Origin of the sequence: Asanoa ferruginea (assembly GCF_003387075.1) — a bacterium.
In the GTDB taxonomy this organism is placed as follows: domain Bacteria; phylum Actinomycetota; class Actinomycetes; order Mycobacteriales; family Micromonosporaceae; genus Asanoa; species Asanoa ferruginea.
Map to the genome: position 1 here is coordinate 1,353,823 of NZ_QUMQ01000001.1, position 22,567 is coordinate 1,376,389.

The 22,567-nt window shown below is 68.0% G+C and carries 20 protein-coding genes and 3 tRNA genes; 4 read left to right on the forward strand and 19 right to left on the reverse strand.

Annotated elements, in window-relative coordinates; all coding sequences use genetic code 11:
* The first annotated feature begins 14 nt into the window (after window positions 1-14).
* Window positions 15-701 carry an aminoglycoside 3'-phosphotransferase gene (locus tag DFJ67_RS06665; RefSeq protein WP_239097183.1) on the forward strand — a complete coding sequence of 229 codons (687 nt, stop codon included), beginning with the start codon at window positions 15-17 and terminating at the stop codon, window positions 699-701.
* Here the strand turns inward: DFJ67_RS06665 and DFJ67_RS06670 are convergent.
* The 7 genes from DFJ67_RS06670 to DFJ67_RS06700 all read right to left on the reverse strand — a co-directional run bounded on the left by DFJ67_RS06670 (window position 674) and on the right by DFJ67_RS06700 (window position 11,887).
* The gene (locus DFJ67_RS06670; RefSeq protein WP_116067079.1) at window positions 674-1,207 is read right to left on the reverse strand and encodes a P-loop nucleotide/nucleoside kinase family protein; all 534 of its coding nucleotides are present in this window, start codon (window positions 1,205-1,207) and stop codon (window positions 674-676) included. The two genes, DFJ67_RS06665 and DFJ67_RS06670, sit on opposite strands and share 28 nt — an antisense overlap.
* A gap of 185 nt (window positions 1,208-1,392) precedes the next feature.
* Entirely contained in the window at window positions 1,393-5,283 is a 3,891-nt protein-coding gene (locus tag DFJ67_RS06675) for a DNA-directed RNA polymerase subunit beta' (protein ID WP_116067080.1), read from the reverse strand.
* 77 nt (window positions 5,284-5,360) lie between these two features.
* Window positions 5,361-8,792 carry a DNA-directed RNA polymerase subunit beta gene (gene rpoB, locus DFJ67_RS06680; protein ID WP_116067081.1) on the reverse strand — a complete coding sequence of 1,144 codons (3,432 nt, stop codon included), beginning with the start codon at window positions 8,790-8,792 and terminating at the stop codon, window positions 5,361-5,363.
* A gap of 468 nt (window positions 8,793-9,260) precedes the next feature.
* Entirely contained in the window at window positions 9,261-9,647 is a 387-nt protein-coding gene (gene rplL, locus DFJ67_RS06685; protein WP_116067082.1) for a 50S ribosomal protein L7/L12, read from the reverse strand.
* A gap of 42 nt (window positions 9,648-9,689) precedes the next feature.
* A complete protein-coding gene (gene rplJ, locus DFJ67_RS06690) occupies window positions 9,690-10,244 on the reverse strand; it encodes a 50S ribosomal protein L10 (RefSeq protein WP_116067083.1) in 555 nt (184 codons plus the stop codon).
* Between the two features lie 229 nt (window positions 10,245-10,473).
* On the reverse strand, window positions 10,474-11,142 hold the full coding sequence (locus DFJ67_RS06695; RefSeq protein ID WP_116067084.1) for a hypothetical protein: 669 nt from the start codon (window positions 11,140-11,142) through the stop codon (window positions 10,474-10,476).
* Window position 11,143: 1 nt separating this feature from the next.
* Window positions 11,144-11,887: an ATP-binding cassette domain-containing protein gene (locus DFJ67_RS06700; RefSeq protein ID WP_116067085.1), complete on the reverse strand. Its 744-nt coding sequence runs from the start codon at window positions 11,885-11,887 to the stop codon at window positions 11,144-11,146.
* A 108-nt stretch (window positions 11,888-11,995) separates the two neighbouring features.
* On the opposite strand from DFJ67_RS06700, the gene DFJ67_RS06705 reads away from it, so the two are divergent.
* The 3 genes from DFJ67_RS06705 (at window position 11,996) to DFJ67_RS06715 (ending at window position 14,574) form a co-directional block, all read left to right on the forward strand.
* Window positions 11,996-12,757 carry a hypothetical protein gene (locus DFJ67_RS06705; RefSeq protein WP_147315433.1) on the forward strand — a complete coding sequence of 254 codons (762 nt, stop codon included), beginning with the start codon at window positions 11,996-11,998 and terminating at the stop codon, window positions 12,755-12,757.
* The gene (locus DFJ67_RS06710) at window positions 12,754-13,137 is read left to right on the forward strand and encodes a GntR family transcriptional regulator (RefSeq protein ID WP_116067087.1); all 384 of its coding nucleotides are present in this window, start codon (window positions 12,754-12,756) and stop codon (window positions 13,135-13,137) included. Before DFJ67_RS06705 ends, DFJ67_RS06710 begins: the two co-directional genes overlap by 4 nt.
* A 411-nt stretch (window positions 13,138-13,548) precedes the next feature.
* Entirely contained in the window at window positions 13,549-14,574 is a 1,026-nt protein-coding gene (locus DFJ67_RS06715) for an IS30 family transposase (protein ID WP_116067088.1), read from the forward strand.
* Window positions 14,575-15,419: 845 nt separating this feature from the next.
* On the opposite strand, the gene rplA is transcribed toward DFJ67_RS06715, so the two are convergent.
* From rplA to DFJ67_RS06775, 12 genes are all read right to left on the reverse strand, one after another.
* On the reverse strand, window positions 15,420-16,133 hold the full coding sequence (gene rplA / locus DFJ67_RS06720; RefSeq protein WP_116067089.1) for a 50S ribosomal protein L1: 714 nt from the start codon (window positions 16,131-16,133) through the stop codon (window positions 15,420-15,422).
* Window positions 16,134-16,195: 62 nt separating this feature from the next.
* Window positions 16,196-16,627: a 50S ribosomal protein L11 gene (gene rplK / locus DFJ67_RS06725; RefSeq protein ID WP_116067090.1), complete on the reverse strand. Its 432-nt coding sequence runs from the start codon at window positions 16,625-16,627 to the stop codon at window positions 16,196-16,198.
* 104 nt (window positions 16,628-16,731) lie between these two features.
* Window positions 16,732-17,490, reverse strand: coding sequence for a transcription termination/antitermination protein NusG (gene nusG, locus DFJ67_RS06730; RefSeq protein WP_116075763.1), 759 nt, complete (start codon window positions 17,488-17,490; stop codon window positions 16,732-16,734).
* 57 nt (window positions 17,491-17,547) lie between these two features.
* The gene (secE, locus tag DFJ67_RS06735) at window positions 17,548-17,931 is read right to left on the reverse strand and encodes a preprotein translocase subunit SecE (protein ID WP_116067091.1); all 384 of its coding nucleotides are present in this window, start codon (window positions 17,929-17,931) and stop codon (window positions 17,548-17,550) included.
* Between the two features lie 122 nt (window positions 17,932-18,053).
* A tRNA-Trp gene (locus tag DFJ67_RS06740) sits at window positions 18,054-18,126 on the reverse strand.
* Between the two features lie 81 nt (window positions 18,127-18,207).
* A complete protein-coding gene (locus DFJ67_RS06745) occupies window positions 18,208-18,609 on the reverse strand; it encodes a MaoC family dehydratase (RefSeq protein ID WP_116067092.1) in 402 nt (133 codons plus the stop codon).
* A 3-nt stretch (window positions 18,610-18,612) separates the two neighbouring features.
* Window positions 18,613-19,059: a MaoC family dehydratase N-terminal domain-containing protein gene (locus DFJ67_RS06750; RefSeq protein WP_116067093.1), complete on the reverse strand. Its 447-nt coding sequence runs from the start codon at window positions 19,057-19,059 to the stop codon at window positions 18,613-18,615.
* Between the two features lie 108 nt (window positions 19,060-19,167).
* A complete protein-coding gene (rpmG, locus tag DFJ67_RS06755) occupies window positions 19,168-19,335 on the reverse strand; it encodes a 50S ribosomal protein L33 (RefSeq protein ID WP_116067094.1) in 168 nt (55 codons plus the stop codon).
* A 106-nt stretch (window positions 19,336-19,441) separates the two neighbouring features.
* A tRNA-Met gene (locus DFJ67_RS06760) sits at window positions 19,442-19,514 on the reverse strand.
* Between the two features lie 13 nt (window positions 19,515-19,527).
* Window positions 19,528-19,600: transfer RNA gene (locus DFJ67_RS06765), tRNA-Thr, on the reverse strand.
* Between the two features lie 91 nt (window positions 19,601-19,691).
* Window positions 19,692-22,172: a putative bifunctional diguanylate cyclase/phosphodiesterase gene (locus tag DFJ67_RS06770; RefSeq protein ID WP_116067095.1), complete on the reverse strand. Its 2,481-nt coding sequence runs from the start codon at window positions 22,170-22,172 to the stop codon at window positions 19,692-19,694.
* 103 nt (window positions 22,173-22,275) lie between these two features.
* Window positions 22,276-22,473: a hypothetical protein gene (locus DFJ67_RS06775; protein ID WP_116067096.1), complete on the reverse strand. Its 198-nt coding sequence runs from the start codon at window positions 22,471-22,473 to the stop codon at window positions 22,276-22,278.
* Between the last annotated feature and the right edge of the window lie 94 nt (window positions 22,474-22,567).

Genomic DNA, 22,567 nt, shown 5'->3' on the forward strand with positions numbered 1-22,567 from the left:
AGCATCATGATCGGGTGACCGACTGGCTCCCCGTGTCGACGGGCAAGTCCGGCGCCCGCGTCTGGCGCGGCGATGGCCACTACCGCAAGGAAGGCCCGCCGGCCGAGATCGCCGCGGAGGCCGACCGCCTGACCTGGCTCGGCGGCCAGGGCTTCCCCTGCCCGTCGGTCGTCGACCATTCGCCGGGGCGCCTCATCACCACGGCCCTTCCGGGCCGCGCCGGCGACGACCCCGGTTGGCCGGACTGGATGCGCCCCCGGCTGGCCGCCGGCCTCGGCGAACTGCTCCGCAGGTTGCACGCCCTCCCGGTGTCGGAGTGCCCGTTCGACCACACGCTGGCCCGGACGATCCCCGAGGCCGAGACCGCCGAGGTCGACCTGACCGACCTCGACCCGAACCACGCCGGCTGGTCCGGTGACCGCCTGCTGCGGGAGTTGCACGCGACCCGCCCGGCAACCCCGGAAGACCTGGTCGTCGGCCACGGCGACCCGACCCGGGCCAACGTCCTCTTCGCCGCCGACGGCACACCCACCGGCATGGTCGACGTCTCCCGCCTGGGCGTGGCCGACCGCCACAACGACCTGGCGATCGCCACCCGAAGCTTCACCGCCTGGTCACCGAACCTTCTTGCCGCCTACGGTGTCCCCGACCCCGACCCGGCGAAGATCACCTTCTACCGCCTGCTCGACGAGTTCTGCTGACCGTCGACGAAGTCGACCACCGCGCCGAGGTCGGGCTGATAGCCGTCGGTCGTGTCCACATCGAGCTCCGGCACGGGCAGCGCGATCCGCTCGAAGCCGGGCACGCTCCACTGCCCGTCGGCATGCGCCGGCCGCCGCCGCTCACCCATCCGCCGGGCCGCGACCGCGGGATCGACGTGACATTGGATGACCCGGAGCTGCGCCAGGGGCCTTAGCGGCTCCAGCCCCGGCCGCCACAGCCGGTCCTGAAAGGCGGCCTCGGCGACCGTCGTCACGCCGGCGCTGAGCAGCAGCCGCAGCAGGTCGAAGAAGACCGGCAGGGTCCGCATCGTCAGCGGGTCGCTGGGTGCGGCGACGAAGCCGGGCGTCGCGTGCGCCATCCCCTCCTTGATCTCGTCCCGGGAGACAACGGGACACCCGACCGCGCGACCGATCGCGTGGGCCAGCGTGGTCTTGCCGCTCCCCGGCGGTCCGCTGACAACAACAAGCGTGGGTAGACCCGTCACTGCTCGGTTATATCCCGCATGGCCTTCCAGGGTTTGGCCGTGACCAGCGGCGGAGGTGGCAGGGACGGGCCCCTCGGGCCCGGCCCGGTCTCCGGCGGGAGCAACGGTCCGGACCGGACGCGGACCCGGGCAACGCAAAAGGCGCCCTCCCCCGAAGGGGAGAGCGCCCTGAGCGTCAGACCTGACTAGCGGTAGGAACCGAAGTCGAAGTCGTCGAGCGGCACTGCCTGCCCGCCGGCCGGGCCGAAACCGTAGTCGGTCTCGGGGTAGCCGGTCATCGAGTAGACCTTGGCCTTCGCCTCCTCGGTGGGCTCGACCCGGACGTTGCGGTACTTGCTGATGCCGGTACCCGCCGGGATGAGCTTGCCGATGATCACGTTTTCCTTCAGGCCGATCAGCGAGTCGCTGCGGGCGTGGATCGCCGCGTCCGTCAGCACTCGGGTGGTCTCCTGGAAGGAGGCCGCCGACAACCAGGAATCCGTGGCCAGCGAGGCCTTGGTGATGCCCATCAGGACCGGACGACCGGCGGCGGGCTCGCCGCCCTCGCCGACGAGCCGGCGGTTCTCCGACTCGAACAGCGCCCGGTCGACCAGCACGCCCGGCAGGAACTCGGTCGAGCCGGAGTCGATGACCGTCACCCGCTTGAGCATCTGGCGGATGATGATCTCGATGTGCTTGTCGTGGATGAGCACGCCCTGCGAGCGGTAGACCTCCTGGACCTCGTGGGTCAGGTGGACCTGGACCGCGCGCGGACCGAGGATGCGCAGCAACTCGTGCGGGTCGATGGTGCCCTCGGTGAGCTTCTCGCCGACCTCGACGTGGTCGCCGTCGCCCGCCCGGAGCTTGACCCGGCGCGACACCTTGTCGTGGACGATCTCGTCGCTGCCGTCATCCGGCACGATGATGATCTTCCGCGAGCGCTCGCCGTCTTCGATCCGGATGCGACCCGGAGACTCCGCGATCGGCGCCTTGCCCTTGGGGACACGGGCCTCGAAGATCTCCTGGACACGGGGCAGACCCTGGGTGATGTCCTCACCCGCGACGCCACCGGTGTGGAAGGTACGCATCGTCAGCTGCGTGCCAGGCTCACCGATCGACTGGGCGGCGATGATGCCGACCGCCTCGCCGACGTCGACGGTCTTGCCGGTCGGCAGCGAGCGGCCGTAGCACGCCGCGCAGACGCCCAGCTTCGACTCGCAGGTCAGCACGCTGCGCACCCGCACGGTGTCGACACCGGCGGCCACGAGCTTGTCGACCAGGATCGAGTTGAGGTCGGCGCCCCGCTCGACGACGAGCGAACCGTCGGCACCCTTGATGTCGTCGGCCAGCGTCCGGGCGTGCACACCGGTCTCGGCGTGCTCGTGGACCATCAGCTTGCCTTCGGCGCCGTTGGTGCCCACCTGCATGGTGATCGCCCGGTCGGTGCCGCAGTCTTCCTCGCGGATGATGACGTCCTGCGAGACGTCGACCAGACGACGGGTCAGGTAACCCGAGTCAGCGGTACGCAGAGCGGTGTCAGCCAGACCCTTACGGGCACCGTGCGTGGAAATGAAGTATTCCAGTACGGACAGACCCTCCCGGTAAGAGGCCTTGATCGGCCGCGGGATGATCTCGCCCTTCGGGTTGGCCACCAGGCCGCGGATCGCGGCGATCTGGCGGAGCTGGAGCAGGTTACCGCGAGCACCCGAGTTGATCATCTTCCACAACGGGTTTTCCTGCGGCAGCGCGACTTCCATCTCCTTGGCGACCTCGTTGGTCGCCTTGGTCCAGATCTCGATGAGCTCGCCGCGACGTTCCTCGGCGGTCATCAGACCACGCTGGTATTGCTTGTCGATCCGCTCCGCCTCGCGCTCGTAACGCTCGAGGATCTCCCACTTGCGCGGCGGCTGGATGACGTCTTCCATGCCGATGGTCACGCCGGACCAGGTGGCCCAGTGGAAACCGGCCTCCTTGAGCCCGTCGAGGGTCGCGGCCAGCGCCACCTTCGGGAACCGCTCGGCGAGGTCGTTGACGATCGCCGAGAGCTGGCCCCGCCGGATCTCGTAGTTCACGAAGCGGTAGCCCGGGGGCAGCGTCTCGTTGAACAGGATCCGGCCCAGGGTGGTGTCAACCGTGAGCTGCTGACCCGACACCCACTCCTCGGGCGCCTCCCACTTGGGCTGGCCGGCGCCGTTGTCGACCTCGATCACGTTGTTGAGACGGACCTTGATCGGTGCCTGGAGGTGCAGCTCGCCGTTGTCGAACGCCATCCGCGCCTCGGCGTCGGAGCTGAACGCCCGACCCGCACCCTTCTCCTCTGGCGAGAAGTGGGTGAGGTGGTAGAGGCCGATGACCATGTCCTGGGTAGGCATGGTGACCGGCTTGCCGTCGGCCGGCTTGAGGATGTTGTTGGACGAGAGCATCAGGATCCGCGCCTCGGCCTGCGCCTCGGCGGACAGCGGCACGTGCACCGCCATCTGGTCACCGTCGAAGTCTGCGTTGAACGCGGTGCAGACCAGCGGGTGGATCTGGATCGCCTTGCCCTCGACCAGCTGCGGCTCGAAGGCCTGGATGCCCAGGCGGTGCAGCGTCGGTGCGCGGTTGAGCAGCACCGGGTGCTCGCCGATGACCTCTTCCAGCACGTCCCACACGACCGGGCGCTGACGCTCGACCATCCGCTTGGCGGACTTGATGTTCTGTGCGTGGTTGAGGTCGACCAGGCGCTTCATCACGAACGGCTTGAACAGCTCGAGCGCCATCTGCTTGGGCAGGCCGCACTGGTGGAGCTTGAGCTGCGGGCCGACGACGATGACCGAACGGCCGGAGTAGTCGACGCGCTTGCCGAGCAGGTTCTGGCGGAACCGGCCCTGCTTGCCCTTGAGCATGTCGGACAGCGACTTCAGCGGGCGGTTACCCGGGCCGGTGACCGGCCGGCCGCGGCGGCCGTTGTCGAACAGCGCGTCGACGGCCTCCTGCAGCATCCGCTTCTCGTTGTTGACGATGATCTCGGGCGCGCCCAGGTCGATCAGCCGCTTGAGCCGGTTGTTCCGGTTGATCACGCGGCGGTAGAGGTCGTTGAGGTCGCTGGTCGCGAACCGGCCACCGTCGAGCTGGACCATCGGCCGCAGGTCCGGCGGGATCACCGGAACGCAGTCGAGGACCATGCCGAGCGGCGAGTTGCGGGTGTTGAGGAACGCCGCGACGACCTTGAGCCGCTTGAGCGCACGGATCTTGCGCTGACCCTTGCCGGACCGGATGATCTCGCGGAGCAGGTTGGCCTCGGCGTCGAGGTCCATGTTCTCCAGCAGCGACTTGATCGCCTCGGCACCCATACCGCCGGTGAAGTATTCGCCGAAGCGGTCGCGCAGCTCGCGGTAGAGCAGCTCGTCGGTGACCAGCTGCTTGGAGTCGAGCTTGCGGAAGGTGTCGAGCACCTCGTCGAGACGGTCGATCTCGCGCTGCGCCCGGTCGCGGATCTGGCGCATCTCGCGCTCTCCGCCTTCCTTGACCTTGCGGCGCACGTCGGCCTTGGCGCCCTCGGCCTCGAGCTCGGCGAGGTCGGCCTCGAGCTTGGCAGCGCGACCCTCGACCGCGGAGTCGCGGCTGTTCTCGCTCTGCCGCTTCTCGGCCAGGATCTCGTTCTCGATCGTGGAGAGGTCGCGGTGCCGGGCCTCGGCGTCCACGCTGGTGACAACGTAGGACGCGAAGTAAATGATCTTCTCGAGGTCCTTCGGGGCGAGGTCAAGCAGGTAGCCGAGGCGGCTCGGCACGCCCTTGAAGTACCAGATGTGCGTCACGGAAGCGGCCAGCTCGATGTGACCCATCCGCTCACGCCGGACCTTGGACCGGGTTACCTCGACACCGCAGCGCTCGCAGATGATGCCCTTGAAGCGGACGCGCTTGTACTTACCGCAGTAGCACTCCCAGTCGCGCTGAGGACCGAAGATCTTCTCGCAGAAGAGCCCGTCCTTTTCCGGCTTCAGGGTGCGGTAGTTGATCGTCTCGGGCTTCTTGACCTCACCGTGCGACCACTGACGGATGTCGTCAGCCGTCGCCAGGCCAATGCGCAGCTCGTCGAAGAAGTTGACGTCGAGCAATTTATGTCCCTCGAGTCTGTCGTTGCACTTTATCTACCGGGCGGGGGGAGCCGGGGCCTGTCGGCCCCGGCTCCGACTCACACTTCCTCGACGCTGCTCGGCTCGCGCCGAGACAGGTCGATGCCGAGTTCCTCCGCGGCGCGGAACACCTCGTCGTCGGTCTCGCGCATCTCAAGGGCAACACCGTCGCTGGAGAGCACCTCTACGTTGAGGCACAGCGACTGGAGCTCCTTGAGCAGCACCTTGAACGACTCCGGGATGCCCGGTTCTGGGATGTTCTCGCCCTTGACGATCGCCTCGTAGACCTTGACTCGGCCCAGGACGTCGTCGGACTTGATCGTGAGCAGCTCCTGCAGCGCGTAAGCCGCGCCGTAGGCCTGCATCGCCCAGCACTCCATTTCACCGAACCGCTGGCCACCGAACTGCGCCTTACCACCCAGCGGCTGCTGCGTGATCATCGAGTAGGGGCCGGTCGACCGAGCGTGGATCTTGTCGTCGACCAGGTGGTTCAGCTTGAGGATGTAGATGTAGCCGACCGCGATCGGGTCGGGCAGCGGCTCTCCGGAACGACCGTCGAACAGCTGCGCCTTGCCCGAACCGCCGACCAGCTGCACCCCGTCGCGGTTGGGCAGGGTGCTGCTGAGCAGGCCGGTGATCTCTTCTTCCTTGGCACCGTCGAAGACCGGCGTAGCCACGTTGGTGTCCGGCACGGACTCGCCGGCACCAATCGACTTGAGCGCGGTCTTCCACTTGGCGTCGTCACCGTCGATCTTCCAGCCGGTCTTGGCGACCCACCCGAGGTGGGTCTCCAGAACCTGGCCGATGTTCATCCGGCTCGGCACGCCGAGCGGGTTGAGCACGATGTCGACCGGGGTGCCGTCCTCCAGGAACGGCATGTCCTCGACCGGCAGGATCTTCGAGATGACGCCCTTGTTGCCGTGGCGGCCGGCGAGCTTGTCGCCGTCCTGGATCTTGCGCTTCTGTGCCACGTAGACGCGGACCAGCTCGTTGACACCCGGAGGCAGCTCGTCGCCGTCTTCCCGGGAGAACGTGCGGACGCCGATGACCGTGCCGGTCTCGCCGTGCGGCACCTTCAGCGAGGTGTCCCGGACCTCACGCGCCTTCTCACCGAAGATCGCGCGGAGCAGTCGCTCCTCCGGGGTCAGCTCGGTCTCGCCCTTGGGCGTGACCTTGCCGACCAGGATGTCACCGGTGACCACTTCGGCGCCGATCCGGATGATTCCCCGCTCGTCGAGGTCAGCGAGCATTTCCTCGCTGACGTTCGGGATGTCGCGGGTGATCTCCTCCGGCCCCAGCTTGGTGTCGCGGGCGTCAACCTCGTGCTCCTCGATGTGGATCGAGGTGAGGGTGTCCTGCTGCACCAGCTTCTGGGACAGGATGATCGCGTCTTCGTAGTTGTGACCCTCCCAGGGCATGAACGCCACGAGCAGGTTGCGCCCGAGCGCCATCTCGCCCTCGTCGGTGCACGGACCGTCGGCGACGACCTGGCCAGCCTCGACCCGGTCGCCTTCGAAGACGACCGGCTTCTGGTTGACGCAGGAGCCGGAGTTGGACCGACGGAACTTGTGCAGCAGGTAGGTGCGACGGTGGCCGTCGTCCTGGTGCACCGTCACGTAGTCGGCGCACAGGTCTTCGACCACGCCACCGACCTCGGCCACGACCACGTCGCCGGCGTCGACCGCGGCACGGTATTCCATGCCGGTGCCGACGAACGGGGACTCGGCCTTGACCAGCGGCACGGCCTGGCGCTGCATGTTGGCGCCCATGAGCGCGCGGTTGGCGTCGTCGTGCTCGAGGAACGGGATCATCGCGGTCGCGACCGAGACCATCTGGCGCGGCGAGACGTCCATGTAGTCAACGGCGGTGCCGGTGACGAAGTCGACCTCACCGCCCTTCCGGCGAACCAGAACGCGGTCGTCGGCGAAGGTGCCGTCGCTGTTGAGAACAGCGTTGGCCTGCGCCTTGACGTAGCGGTCTTCCTCGTCAGCCGTCAGGTAGTCGATCTGGTCGGTGACCACACCGTTGTCGACCTTGCGGTAGGGCGTCTCGATGAAGCCGAACGGGTTGACCCGCCCGAACGTCGAGAGCGCACCGATCAGGCCGATGTTGGGGCCTTCCGGCGTCTCGATCGGGCACATCCGGCCGTAGTGGGACGGGTGCACGTCGCGAACCTCGAAGCCCGCCCGCTCACGGGACAGACCGCCCGGGCCGAGCGCGCTCAGCCGGCGCCGGTGGGTGAGACCCGCCAGCGGGTTGGTCTGGTCCATGAACTGCGAGAGCTGCGAAGTGCCGAAGAACTCCTTGATCGCCGCCACCACGGGGCGGATGTTGATCAGGGTCTGCGGCGTGATCGCCTCGACGTCTTGAGTCGTCATCCGCTCGCGGACGACGCGCTCCATGCGGGACAGGCCGACCCGAACCTGGTTCTGGATCAGCTCGCCAACCGTCCGCAGACGCCGGTTGCCGAAGTGGTCGATGTCGTCGGCCTCGTAGCCTTCCTCACCGGCGTGCAGCCGGCAGAGGTATTCCACGGTGGCGACGACGTCGTCCTCGGTCAGCGTCCCCTTGTTGATCGGAACGTCGACCTCGAGCTTCTTGTTGAACTTGTATCGACCGACCTTGGCGACGTCGTACCTCTTCGGGTTGAAGAAGAGGTTGTCGAGCAGGGTCTGCGCGTTCTCCCGCGTCGGCGGCTCGCCAGGGCGGAGCTTGCGGTAGATGTCGAGCAGCGCCTCGTCCTGACCGGCGATGTGGTCCTTTTCGAGCGTGGTCATCATCAGCTCGGACCAGCCGAAGCGCTCGCGGATCTGCTCCGCGCTCCAACCGATCGCCTTGAGCAGAACGGTGACCGCCTGGCGACGCTTGCGGTCGATGCGGACACCGACGGTGTCGCGCTTGTCGATGTCGAACTCCAGCCAGGCACCCCGGCTCGGGATGACCTTGACACTGGAGAGGTCGCGGTCGGAGGTCTTGTCCGGCTGCTTGTCGAAGTAGACGCCCGGAGACCGGACGAGCTGGCTGACCACGACGCGCTCGGTGCCGTTGATGATGAAGGTGCCCTTGGGCGTCATCATCGGGAAGTCACCCATGAACACGGTCTGGCTCTTGATCTCACCAGTCGTGTTGTTGGTGAACTCCGCGGTCACGAAGAGCGGGGCGCAGTAGGTCAGGTCCTTCTCCTTGCACTCTTCGATCGAGGCCTTGACCTCGTCGAAGCGGGGCGCGGAGAAGGAAAGGGACATGGTGCCAGAGAAGTCCTCAATTGGACTGATCTCTTCGAGAATCTCTGCAAGACCCGAGCGGGCGTGCGGATCATCAGCCGACCGGCCCTGCCAAGACTCGTTGCCGACCAGCCAGTCAAAAGACTCGGTCTGGATGGCGAGGAGGTTGGGGACCTCGAGGTGTTCGGTGATCCGGCCGAATGAAATTCGGCGGGGAGCGAAAGCGCTCGACGTGCGACTGGTCTTCGCAGGGCGGGAAGCTGCCAAGATGCGTCCTTCCGAGGACCGGTGGTGCTAAACGGCCGTTGTTCGTGCAGTCCGACGGGCCCTCCCCGCAAACGTCCAGATGGACATTACGGACAGGGTCAAAGACGGAAGACACGGCAAACTAGCAGTGTAGCCGAACGGCTAACCGCTGTCCAGCCCACAGCGCAGCAGGCCGCGGAGCGTGTCTTCGGGGCGCTTATCGCGCCTCCCTGGCCGCTCAGAACGCGTCTTCTGCACCTCGATGGGGTGTGGTGTCCCATACCCAACCGGTGGCTGTTGCAAGCGCGGAAGGTCTTGCTGATAGCAGCGTGCCTGTAAGCACACTCCGCGTCAAGGGTTCTGACGCGGGTCGGACCAGGTCTTTGAACTTGATCCGATTCCAGCCTACGCCGACGGGCGGCGGCCCATGACCGGAAGCCGTCGTGCCGCTCCAGGTCTGGACCACCGCCCGTCGTAGGCGGGTGGAACCTACTTCATGGTGACCTTGGCGCCCTCGGCCTCGAGCTTGGCCTTGGCCTTCTCCGCGGTCTCCTTGTTGGCCTTCTCCAGGACGGCCTTCGGCGCGGCCTCGACCAGGTCCTTGGCCTCCTTGAGGCCCAGACCGGTCAGCTCACGCACGACCTTGATGACCTGGATCTTCTTGCCGCCGTCGGCGTCGAGGATGACGTCGAACTCGTCCTGCTCCACGGCCTCTTCGGCAGCGGCGCCGCCGCCGGCCGGGCCCGCGGCGACCGCAACCGGGGCGGCGGCCTTGACGTCGAAGGTGTCCTCGAACTGCTTCACGAACTCGGAGAGCTCGATCAGCGTCATCTCCTTGAACGCGTCGAGCAGCTCGTCGGTGCTGAGCTTCGCCATGTTTCCTTACCTCTTCTGGTAGATCGTGGGTCGGTGGTGCGCTCAGGCCGCTTCCGCGGCCGGTGCGCCTTCCTGCTCGCGCTTGTCCTGCAGAGCGGCGACCGTGCGAACGGTCTTCGACAACGGCGCCTGGAACAGGGCCGCGGCCTTGGCCAGGTTGGCCTTCATCCCACCGGCCAGCTTGGCCAGCAGCACCTCTCGGGACTCGAGATCGGCGAGACGGTTGACCTCAGCGGCCGTGATCGTCTTGCCCTCGAAAACTCCGCCCTTGATGATCAGAAGCGGGTTGGCCTTCGCGAACTCGCGCAGACCCTTCGCCGCTTCAACGACATCGCCGGAGACGAAGGTGAGCGCGGTAGGACCGGTGAACAACGCCTCGAGGCCGTCAATCCCTGCCTCCGACGCCGCCCGCTTGGCCAAGGTGTTCTTGGCAACCGAGTAGGTAGCGTCCTTGCCCAGTGAGCGCCGCAGCGTAGTCAGCTGCGAGACCGTCAGACCGCGGTACTCGGTCAGCACGGTGGCGCCCGAGCTACGGAACCGCTCGGTGAGCTCGGCGACGGCAGTGGCCTTGTCGGCCCGAACCGGCTTGTCCGCCATGTCCCTCCTTCCAAATGCTCGAAGCTGGTTGGCTCCGGCAAACGAAAACGCCCCGGCGCAGGGCGCACGGGGCGGGAGGCGACTTGGGGCCGCTGACTCACGAACCGTCCAGCCTGCGCGGGCCGCCCACGATTTGCGGGGCCTTCGATCGCGCCTGACGGCACGATGACCAGCGGTCTCTGGTGGAACTTCGTGTTGAAGGTTAGAGGCTAAAACTCAAAAACGCTAATCAGCTCCTGGTACGACGCAGAAAGGCGTAAAAAGCCGTAACCACGGCCGACCAAGTTATGGCGTGAACGGAAAGGCCGAGAACGGACCCACTGCCGGGCTGGTCCGCCAGGGTACGCGCGGCGGCCATCAGCGGCGGTGCGAGCCAGGGTGCCACGGAGCCGTTGAGGCCGAGCACGATCGCCAAGACGGAGCCGGTGACCAGCACGGCTATCCCGTACAACGTCGATCTTGTGACCGGCCGACTGGCCAGCGCGCCCAGCCCGACGGCCGCGACCAGGCTCGCGGCATGCGCCCAGGAGCCGAGCGTGAGCCCGCGGCCCACGGGCCCTTCGATCCCGCCCATCAGCCAGGGCAGCCCCATCGCGAAGATCACCGTGGCGAGGCCGACGACGCCGGCGGCGAGCAGCCCGGCGACCACCTCCCGGCGCAACCCCACGGCGGTCACGGCCAGCCGGCGCTGCACGTCGGGCTCGGTATCGAGGATCAGTTTGGCCTGCCAGGCGATCACCGGGAAGAGCGCGACGGCGGAGAACCCGTAGGCCTCGGCGGCCTCGGACTTGCCGCCGCCGTAGATGATGGCGACCACGACCAGGGTGCCGAGCAGGCCGGGCAGCACCCGGCCGCTGCGCAGGAACCCGGTGAGCCGCATCCGGACCAACGCGCCCATCTCAGACCGTCGCCTTCGGTGCCGCGGCGCGCACACCGACCACGTCATGGCCGGCCTCGCGGAGGGCGGCGGCCGTCTGTGCCGCGGCGCCGGCTGCGACGGCTATCTCGATGATGGCGGTGCCCTCCTCGTCGGCGGCCGCGCCTTGTGCCACGGTGCCCTCGGCGACCGTCCAGGTGATGGCGCCGGGCAGCCGCCCGGTCTCGCCGCGGTGGTCGCTGACCAGAACGATGCCGCCCCGCTCCACGATCTCGGCGACGATGCCGGGCACCAGGTCACGCGCGGCGGCGTCGAGGCCCTCCCAGGGCTCGTCGAGCACCAGCAGCTTCGGATCCGGTGCCAGCGCCTGGGCGAGCCCGACCTTCTGGGCGGTGCCCTTGGACAGCTCGGCCAGCCGGGTGCCGCGATAGGGCGTGAGGCCCAGCCGCTCGACCCAGGTGTCGACCGCGGCGGCCGGATCGCCGACGCCGTGCAGCCGGGCCATCGAGGTGAGATAGCCGTCGACGGTGAACGGCTGGTCGGCCGGAAACCGCTCGGGCACCCATCCGACGGGCCGTGGCCGCTCGCTGACCACGCCCCGGCTGGGCTTCAACACACCGGCCGCGAGCTGGAGCAAGGTGGACTTGCCGGCCCCGTTGCGGCCGAGCACCACGATCGTGGCGCCAGGCGGCAGGTCAACGGAGACTTCGCGCAGGATCCACCGGCCAGCCCGCCCATAGCGGTAGGAAACGCCATCGAGACGCACGCCGGTGACTCTCCCACGCGAAGCTGAGAAACGAAACCCCTTGCATCAAGGCCTTGATACAAGTCGCGTCGAGTTGTCACAATCTCCTGACACAAACGAGGAGGATCGATGGCAAGTCTTCTGCGCCTGGCCGGGGTGGCCGGCGGCCTGCTGGCCGCGGTTCTGCTGACACTCGGCCGCGAGCCGGGCCTCCGGGCGGTCTTCGCGGTGCCGGCGCTGGCTTTCTTTGTGGCGGCCGGGCTGCTGGCGGCCGACCGAACGGTGCCCCGCCCACCCGGGACGGGCATCCGCACGGCCCGCCTGGCCCGCCGCCGGCTGCTCGACTACGTGCCCGTGGCTTCGACGGGCGGCGTGGTCCTGCTGACCGGCACCCTCACCGCCCTACTGGTGGCGACCAGCGCGGCGTCGACGCCGCACACATCCGCCACCACGACGGCGCCCTACGCCAACGACGGCCAACACATCGGCTGCCTGACGGGCGGCGTGCCGCAGTCCGGCCCATGGCCCGGCTGGTATTACGCCATCCCGATCGCCATCACGGTCTTCTTGGCGGCGGCGGCCGCGGTCGTGGCCCTCAGGCGGCTCGTCACCCGCCCGATCGAGGAGCCATACCGGCAAACCACCGCCCGCTCAGTGGTCGCGGGCCTGGGCCTGGTGGTCGCGGCACCATTGACCGGCGCGGCCTATTTCACCTATTCGATCCTCGGCCAGCCCCTGGTCTGCGAGTCGCCGGCGATGCCCGAGGCCCGTCCGTGGCTGTTGACGCTCACCGTGCTGGCCCTGGCGGCGACCATCGCTTACGCGGCGCGCCTGGTCGTACCCGGCACCGTCAACCCTGATCCACACCCGACACTCGCGACCGTCCGATGAGCACACCGCCGCTGATCACCATCGACCCAACCCAGCCGGTCCCGCCGTACGTGCAGATCCGCGACCAGATAGCCGACCTGATCGGCACCGGCGAACTGCCGGAAGGCACCCGCCTACCTCCGGTCCGCCAACTGGCCGCAGACCTTGGCCTGGCGACTGGAACGGTGGCGAGGGCTTACCAGGAGTTGGAGGCCACGGCGCATTTGACGACCCGGCGGGGCGGCGGCACCCGCGTTGCTCCTCAGCCCGGCGGGAGCCGCGACGCGATCGTCCGCCAACACGCGGCCGAGTTCGCGGCGACCATGCGCCGCCTGGGCGTCACGCAGGCCGAAGCCACAGCGGCGGTCGAGGCCGCCTTCACACGTCGGGCCGAGGCTTAGGCCTTCATGGACGGTGACCCGGGTGGTGGGTCGCGCTGTTTCGACGGGTCGACGGGCTGCGGCCCACCCTCGGGCGGCCTACAAGGCCGAGGAGCAAGCACCTCGGATCCGGTGGTCGATGATCGTTTGCAGCGGGCCTGCACCGAACGGCCGGCTGTGCATGATCATGTGCAGCTCATCAACACCTGGTGCGGCGTGTCGTGCAGCTCCGGCACACATGATCACGCCGCAGGGTCGGAATCATGCAGATCCGCTACAAACGATCACGCATTCGACGCCTGACGCCGGCCGCCGCTCCGTCCCGCAGCGCCGCCGCTCCCCCGCCAAGCAGATCTAGGTAAACAAATGTAGCTATAGGCGTAGTCAATTGCTGGTTGCAACACCACCTCGTTGTTGTGTGTGGAGGTGGGTATGGCATCACGGTTGTCTATGGCGGAGCGGGAAGAGATCGGGTTGGGTCGGGCCGGGGGTGAGTCGATTCGGTCGATCGCCCGGCGTCTTGGCAGGCAGCCTTCGACGGTGTCGCGTGAGGTGGGCCGGTTCGAGCGGTACGGGGAGCCGTATAAGCCGCGGGCGGCGGATTGGGCGGCGTGGCTGCGCCATCGCCGGCCGCGGCGGCCTGCCAAGCTGGTCATCAACGCTGAGCTGCGGTCGGTGGTGGTGGCGGGGTTGCGGCGGCGGTACTCGCCGCGGCAGCTGGCCGCCCGGCTGCGGATCGATCATCCCGACCGGTCGGAGATGTGGGTGTCGCACGAGACGATCTATCAGGCGATCTATCTGCAGGCCCGCGGGAACCTACGCGCGGACCTGTCCCGGCAGGTCGCGCTGCGGTCCGGTCGAGCCGCCCGCCGACCCCGGGCGGTCGCGGGTGGGGCGGTGCGGTCGAGTCGGGCCTGGCTGGGGTTGAACATTGCGGCCCGCCCCGCGGAGGTCGCGGATCGGGCGGTGCCCGGGCATTGGGAGGGTGACCTTTTGGAGGGGACCCGCCGCCGCGGGTCGGGTGGCTCGGCGATCGCGACCCTGGTGGAGCGGCATACCCGGTTCGTGATCCTGGTCGCCCTGCCCGACGGGAAGGTCTCCGAGCATGTCGTGGCCCGCCTGGCGACCGCGATGGCCTGGCTCCCGGAGCGGCTGCGCGCGTCGCTGACCTGGGACCAGGGCAGCGAAATGGCGCTACACGCCCGGTTCAGCATCGCGACGGGCTGCCCGGTCTACTTCTGCGACCCACACAGCCCCTGGCAACGCGGCAGCAACGAGAACACCAACGGCCTGCTCCGCCAGTACTTCCCGAAAGGGATCTTCGACTTCACCACCATCGACCAGACCGGCCTGGACGCCGTCGCCGACGAACTCAACGACCGACCCCGCATGACCCTGGGCTGGGCCAAGCCGAGTGAGAAGATGGCCCAACTACTCGGTGTTGCAACCACCAGTTGACCCCGCCATAGCAGCAATTTCTTTCCTAGATCTCCCCGCGGATCGGTCCGACCGGCGTGGCGGCCCCGACACGCCGAGGCGGCGGCGCCACCCGGCGCGGTTTTTCGAGGCCGCACCGCTCAAGGCCCCGCCGCGCGGAGGCGACGGCATAACGAGCGGGTGATGGTGGCTGGGAGAACGTGACGGCGAAGCCGCGCAATCGCCGCACACCGCAAGCACCGTCAAACAGAAACCACACCGCAGCCGCAACCTAGGGGCGGATCTCCTCGTCGGGCGTAGCCCACAAACCAGGATCTCCGGATGGGGACAAGGTGGAGCGCCCCACCGGACGAACGACCTTGTCCCCATCCGGAGATCCTGGTGCCCTAAGCGAAGCCCGACGAGGAGATCCGCCCTTCCCGGCATCTTCTTCGAGCGGCCGGGGCCGGGGCAGCGCCCCGGTGGGGTCCGGGGCAAAGCCCCGGGGTCCCGTCGCAGCGCACCGTCGGGGGTGCGGGGCAAAGCCCGGGCGGTCCGGGGCAGCACCCCTGTGGGGTTGGCAGCGCACCCGATGGGGCCGGCGCCGCGCCCCGGCGGGGGTGCGGGGCAAGCCCGGGCGGTCCAGGCGCAGCTCCCCGGTGGGGTTGGCGCAGCTCCCCGGTGGGGTTGGCGCAGCGCCTCGGTGGGTCCGGGGCAAAGCCCCGGAAAGGGGCAAGGGGCAAGGCCCCAAGAACCAACCGCGGACCAGGCAAGCGAAGCGAAGGCGGAGCGATCCCCGGCGGGAGCGACGGTCGCACCCACGACGACCCGGGAAAACAAAAAAGCCCGCCACCCCCGAAGGGGTGACGGGCTTTCGAGAAAAGAGCTCAGCCCTCAGTCTCGCGGAAGTTCTTCACGATGTTGGGGTCGACCGGAACGCCCGGCCCCATGGTGGTCGTGAAGACGACCTTGCGGAGGTATTTGCCCTTGGCCGCCGACGGCTTGGCGCGCAGGACCTCGTCGAGGACCGCGGCGTAGTTGTCGACCAGCTGCTCCTCGGAGAACGAGGCCTTGCCGATGATCAGGTGCAGGTTGGAGTGCTTGTCGACGCGGAAGGTGATCTTTCCGCCCTTGATGTCGGAGACGGCCTTGGTCACGTCCATGGTGACCGTGCCGGTCTTCGGGTTCGGCATGAGGCCGCGCGGGCCCAGGATCCGCGCGATCCGGCCGATCTTGGCCATCTGGTCCGGCGTGGCGATCGCCGCGTCGAAGTCGAGCCAGCCCTCTTGGATGCGGGCGACCAGTTCGTCGGAGCCGACCTCGTCGGCGCCGGCGGCGACGGCCTCGTCGGCCTTGGCGCCGGCCGCGAACACGATCACGCGGGCGGTCTTGCCGGTGCCGTGCGGCAGGTTGACCGTGCCGCGGACCATCTGGTCAGCCTTGCGGGGGTCGACGCCGAGGCGCATCGCGACCTCGACGGTCGGGTCGAACTTGACCGTGGTGGAGCCCTTGGTGAGCTTGACGGCCTCCGACGGGGTGTAGAGCTTGTCCCGGTCGATCTGCTCAGCCGCCTTGCGGTAGCTCTTGCTGCGCTGTGCCATATCTGTCTATCTCCTGTGGTAGTTGGCGGGCCCCGTCACCGGCGGCCCTCCCACGAACTAAGTCAGTCGCGGACCGTGATGCCCATCGACCGGGCGGTGCCGGCGATGATCCGCTGGGCCTGCTCGATGTCGTTGGCGTTGAGGTCCGACATCTTGCGCTCGGCGATCTCACGGAGCTGGTCGCGGGTTACCGAGCCGACCTTCGCCGACTGCGGGGTGCCCGAGCCCTTGGCCACGCCAGCGGCCTTGATCAGCAGGCGGGCGGCGGGCGGGGTCTTCAGCACGAAGGTGAAGGTGCGGTCTTCGTAGACGCTGATCTCCGCCGGCACGATGTCGCCGCGCTGGGCTTCGGTCTCCTTGTTGTATTGCTTGCAGAACTCCATGATGTTGACGCCGTGCTGACCCAGCGCGGGGCCAACCGGCGGCGCGGGGGTCGCCTGACCCGCCGGCAGCTGCAGCGTGAAGGTCTTGACGAGCTTCTTCTTCGGAGGCATGTCTCTTCCTGGGCTTGATGGACTCTCGGCCGGGGATGTGCCACGGCACGCGCACGGTCAAGCGCGGCCCCGGCGGGCCGACGTACAAGCGTAACTCAGCGGTTTTAGATCTTCGCGACCTGGTTGAAGTTGAGCTCCACCGGCGTCTCCCGACCGAAGATCGAGACGAGCACCTTGAGCTTCTGCTGGTCAGCGTTGATCTCGCTGATCGTTGCCGGCAGCGACGCGAACGCGCCGTCGGTGACCGTGACCGAGTCGCCGACCTCGAAGTCGAGGACCTTGATCTCGACCTTGGCCTTCTTGGTCTGCTCGGTCTCGACAGCCGGCGCCAACCACTTGAGCACCTCGTCGAGCGACAGCGGTGCGGGGCGGTCGGCCCGGTCGGTGGCGCCGACGAAGCCGGTGACCCCAGGCGTGTTGCGCACGCAGGAGTAGGACTCCGGCGTCAGCTCCAACCGGACCAGGATGTAGCCCGGGAAGACCTTGTTCTGCACCTGGAGGCGCTTGCCGTTCTTGACCTCGACCTCTTCGCGGGTCGGCACTTCGACCTGGAAGATGAACTCCTCCATGTCGAGGCTGGTGATCCGGGTCTCGAGGTTGGTCTTGACCTTGTTTTCGTAGCCGGCGTAGGAGTGCACGACATACCAGTCGCCGGGCGCGTAGCGCAGCTTCTGCCGCAGCTCGGCAACCGGGTCGTAGTCGTCGTCGGGCTCGACCAGCGCGGTCTCGTCGCCGGCCTCGCCGGTCTCGCTGTCACTGGTCTCGGTGTCGCCGGTCGCGGCCTCGATCGAACCGTCGGTGTCCGCCGTGGCCACCGACGACTGCTCGTCGATGATCTCGCCGGTCTCGTCGTACTCAGGCACGCTCATTCACTTCCGTCTGTTTGTGGCCGGGACCGCCGGCCAATGCCGCTTGTCGCCTCAGTTGCCGAAGACCGCGAGAACGCCCTTGGCGAACCCGTAGTCGAGGACGGCCACGATCGACAGCATCACCGCGACGAACACGACGACGACCGCGGTGTAGGTCAGCAGTTCCTTGCGGGTCGGCCAGATGACCTTACGCAGCTCTGCGACCACCTCGCGGAAGAACCGGGCGATCCGCCCAAAGAACCCCACGCGGCCGGTTTCGGTGCGCTTGCTCGTGCTCTCACCGGTCTTGGCGACGCGGGAGCGCGTTGCGGTGCCGCCCCGGGATACCGGCTCGTCTTCGTCGTCGGTGGCGTCGTCGTCGACAGCGTCGTCGAACGCCTCGTCGTCAAGGCGTTCGTCGGCGAACTCGTCGTCGCGCCGATTTTTTTCGGCCACTTCGCCCTCCGTCGCGGTCGTGGAACTTCGGTCACGCCGACCTTCGCGGCTCCGTGGGGCCGGGCATCGCCGGTGGGCGCTGCTCGGCCGTGCCATTCTCGGAGCCGGTCAGGCCATAGGCGCAGGGGTGACAGGACTTGAACCTGCAGCCTGCGGTTTTGGAGACCGCTGCTCTGCCAATTGAGCTACACCCCTTTGCGGAGTGCAACCCTACGAGCGCAAGCAGCGTCGTAGGAGTCACGGACCCCACGGCGGACCAGTGTACGGGTAGCCGACCTACTTTCCCAACCGGGTGGTTCGGACTGTAGCTCGCGCCTGGGACAGCACTTTCTCCCCCGCACAGACCGCCGTGATGGCCAGCACGGTGTGACCCTCGTCAGTGACGCTCTTGACCTCGGCAGAGACCTCGATCTCCGTGCCGGTCTCGTCGTCGGGCACCGGCACCGGCCGGCTGAACCGGACGGAATAGTCGAGAACGGCGTCGGGCGCACCGGCCCAGTCGGTGACCGCGCGGCCGACGAGAGCCATGGTGAGCATGCCGTGGGCGATCACCCCGGGCAGGCCGACCTTGGTCGCGAACCGCTCGCTCCAGTGGATCGGGTTGAAGTCGCCGGAAGCGCCGGCATAGCGGACCAGATCGGCCCGGGTCACGGTGAACTTCTTCGTGGGCAGGTCCATCGGTCAGCCCTCCCCGCGGATGACGAGCTTCGACCAGGCGACGGCGACGGGCTCGCCGGCGGCGTCGGTGATGTCGGTGCGCGTGGTGATGAAATCGTGGCCACCGCGCGAGATGATCTCGGCGATCACCTGGCGGCCGACGAGCTCGTCGCCGGCCACGATCGGCCGCGTGTATTGGAAGCGCTGGTCGCCGTGCACCACGCGGGAGTAGTCGATCGCCAGATCCGGGTCGTCGACGACCGCGTTGTTGGACGCGAACGACACGACGGTCGGGAACGTGGGCGGCGCGATAACGTCGGCGTAGCCGAGCGCCTGGGCCGCCTCAGGGTCGTGGTGGGCCGGATCGGTGGCACCGATCGCCTTCGCGAACTCGCGGATCTTCTCGCGGCCGACCAGGTAGGGCGGGGTCGGCGGGTAGCTGCGGCCGACGGCCGACGGGTCCAGGGGCATGGAGGAATCGTAGAACGCGGCGGGCCCGGCGCGGTGTAGGCGGGGGTGTTGACAGCGCAACGGCCGGCTCCGCCAATGGCGGGCCGGCCGGAAAGCTTTAGGTCAGCGTCAGCGCGTTTCGCGGTGCACGGTGTGGCGCCCATCGCGCGAGCAGAACTTCTTCAGCTCGATGCGGTCCGGGTCGTTGCGCCGGTTCTTCCGCGTGATGTAGTTGCGCTCCTTGCACTCCGTGCACGCCAAAGTGATCTTGGGACGGACGTCGGTCGCCTTGGCCACGGCGGGGTGCCTTCCTCGTAACGGGTGTCGAACCTACCGGCCCTCCAGGTTACCTGGTGGCGCGGGCATCCAGCAAAACGGGCGCGAGCGGCGCCCGGATCACAAGTAGCGGTGGCCGGACTTGAACCGGCGACACAGCGATTATGAGCCGCTTGCTCTGCCATCTGAGCTACACCGCCGCGGGTGGAACAGAGCCCCCTTACGGAATCGAACCGTAGACCTTCTCCTTACCATGGAGACGCTCTGCCGACTGAGCTAAGGGGGCGCGCACGATCAAACTCGCTGACGCGCAGGGGTAAGAGTACACGGCTGTTGTCAGGCCACGAAATCGGGATACCGGTGTCGTGGGGCGGGTTTCACGGCACCGCGCGTAGCCGCCGCACCTCGCCCGCGGCGGTCGATTCGGCCTCGGTCTGTGCCGAGAACCAGGCCTCCAGGCGCTCGTAGGGCAGCGGCCGGCTGAACAGGAAGCCCTGCCCGACCTCGCAGCCGATGTCTTGCAGGAGCTCGAGGGTCAGCTCGCTCTCCACGCCCTCGGCGACCACGGTCAGCCCGAACTGCTGCGAGAGCGTGACGACCGCGTTGACGATCGCCAGGTCGGCCGGGTCGGTCGCCATGCCCTGCACGAAGGATCGGTCCACCTTGACCTCGTGGACCGGCAGCCGGCGCAGGTAGGACAGCGACGAGTAGCCGGTGCCGAAGTCGTCGACCGACAACCGGACGCCGATGTCGCGCAGCCGGCGCAGGGTGGGCATCGGACGGTCGGTGCCGTCGAGGACGCCCTCCTCCTTGATCTCGAAGGTCAGCCGGTGCGGGGCCACGCCGTATTCGCCGAGCAACTCCTGCACGCGGGTCGGGAAGTCGGCGTCGATCAGCGTGCGGGCGGCGAGGTTGACCGAGATCGACAGCGGGTGGTCGGTGGCCTCCCAGTCTCGGCAGCGCTTCAGGCCCTCTTTGAGCACCGCCTCGGTCAGCTTGGCGAGCTGCCCGGTGTGCTCGGCGACCGCGACGAAGTCTTCCGGCGGCACGGCGCCGTGCACCGGGTGCTCCCAGCGGGCCAGGCACTCGACCCCGAGCAGCCGGCGGTCGGTCAGCGTCACCTTCGGCTGGAAGTAGACCTCGAGCTCGTCGTTGTCGATCGCGCGCCGAAGGTCGTCGGCGAGGGCCAGCCGGTGCACCGAACGCGACTCCATGCCCGCGCTGAAGAGTTGGATGCTGCCGGGCACGGTCTTGGCCGCAGTCACGGCCAGGTCGGCCCGCTGCAGCAGGGTGGCGGCATCGCTGCCGTGATCCGGATACACGACGATGCCGACTGCGGTTTCGACGTCGAGCGTGAGTGTTCCGAAGACCATCTGGTCGCGGATCTCCTCGCGCAGTTGAGTGGCCAGCGCCTGTGCGGCTTCGGCGCTCTCGACCCGCAGCGTGACCGCGAACTCGTCGCTGCCGGGGCGGCCGACCAGGGCGCCGCTGGGCGCGGAGGCCCGCAGCCGGCGCGCGACTTCGACCAGCACCTTGTCGCCGGCACCGTGCCCAAGCGACTCGTTGACCTGGCGCAGGCCGTCGACGTCGAAGAGCAACACCGCGACCTGCTCGCCGGGCGCGCGTACGCCCACCGATTCGTCGATCGCGGCCGTGATCCGCCTGCGGTTGGCCAGGCTGGTCAACCCATCGGTCTGCGCGTCGTGCCGCAGCCGCTCCACCAGCCGGGAGTTCTCGACCGCCACCGCCGCGTGGGCGGCGATGGTCTCCAGCAGCCGCGCGTCGTCGGGACCGAGGGTCGTGGCGTCAGCCACCCGGTTGGCCACCTCCAAGGTGCCAATCACGGCGGACCCGGCGCGCAGACCGACGACGATCGCGTCCTTGGAACCGGTGCTGGCCAGTTCGGCGCGCAACTCGTCGTGACCGAGCCTGGGGCCGACCGCCACCGTCTCGCCGGTCTCCCGGACCCGCTGCCGGATCGACTCCGGAACACCGGTCAGGTCGACGAGTCCGGAGTCGTCGAGCCGCGCACTGAGCAGCACCTCGGGAAAACGGCGCAACGCCGGTAGCCAGAGGGTGGCGTATTCGACCTGCAGAAGTGCCCGCACCTTGTGCAGCAGGACGTCCGTGAGCGTGCCGTCATGCGGCGTGTCGGCGATGGCCCTGGTGAGGTCGTAGATCTCGCTCAACGTGCGGTGTTGGCGGACGAACTGGGTGTAGGAGCGGTAGGCCACCGCGAAACAGCTGGCGAGGGCGATGAGCAGCAGCACCGCCCAAGGCCCCTGCTGGAGGACCACCAGGGTGATCAAGCCGATGGTGATGTTGATGCCGGCGACCGCGTGACCCGGTATCGCAATCTTCAACAGGTCGCGGCTGGAGATCCGCCCCTGGACCATGGTGATGACGCCGACCACGGCGGCGAGCGAAAACGTCGTGAAGCCGGCGACCGCGATCGCGAGCACGGCCCACTCGTAGGGGCCGGCTTCGGCCGGCATGTCGGGACCGCTGCGGCCGAAAGCGAAGACGATCAACGCGGCGAACGCCGTGGATGCCGCGTTGCTGGCGATATTGAACCAGAGCTTCACCGGCGGAATGCGGCGGAAGAGTTGCGACGCGAGGATCGCCGCCACACGCGCCAGGATCAGCGGTATCGGCGGCAACCAGTAAAGCGCGAGAACCAGCGGGATCTCGGCTAGGACGATCTTGAAGGCTTGCCGACGCAGGTGGAAGATCAGCGGTGCCAGGTCGACGGTCAGGAACGCGGCGAAGAAGACCAGGCCGAGCAGCCACCGGCTGGACGGGCCGGCGTCGTCGTTGAGACTGACGCCCAGTGCCACTAAGACCGCGAAAAGCCCCATCGGGCCGGTGATCAACCAGGCCAGATCCTGTGAGCGCCGAGCGCTGCTACGAGCGTTGGCCACGGGTCGATACCTTCACGATGGGCGCCTGGCGCCGGTTATGTCACGACCAGTCGTAGCTGAGGGCGACCATGAGGCCCTCAGTAGCGACGCCGGACAAATCCGTCCCGGGCGAGTTGGTTTCCACGTTGGACACATAGGCCGTTGCGGACGCGACACCACCGACGACCACGACACCGAGGCCGAGGACGGCGAAGACGGCAGCCCGACCGACCCAACGGCCGAACAAGCGTGCGCGCATCTGACTGCTCCTGTCGCATGGTGTGGCTTGGTGAGTAAGGAGATGGTGCCACATCATGCATGGCGTCGCACAGAGCATCGCGCTGGGCCCGAAC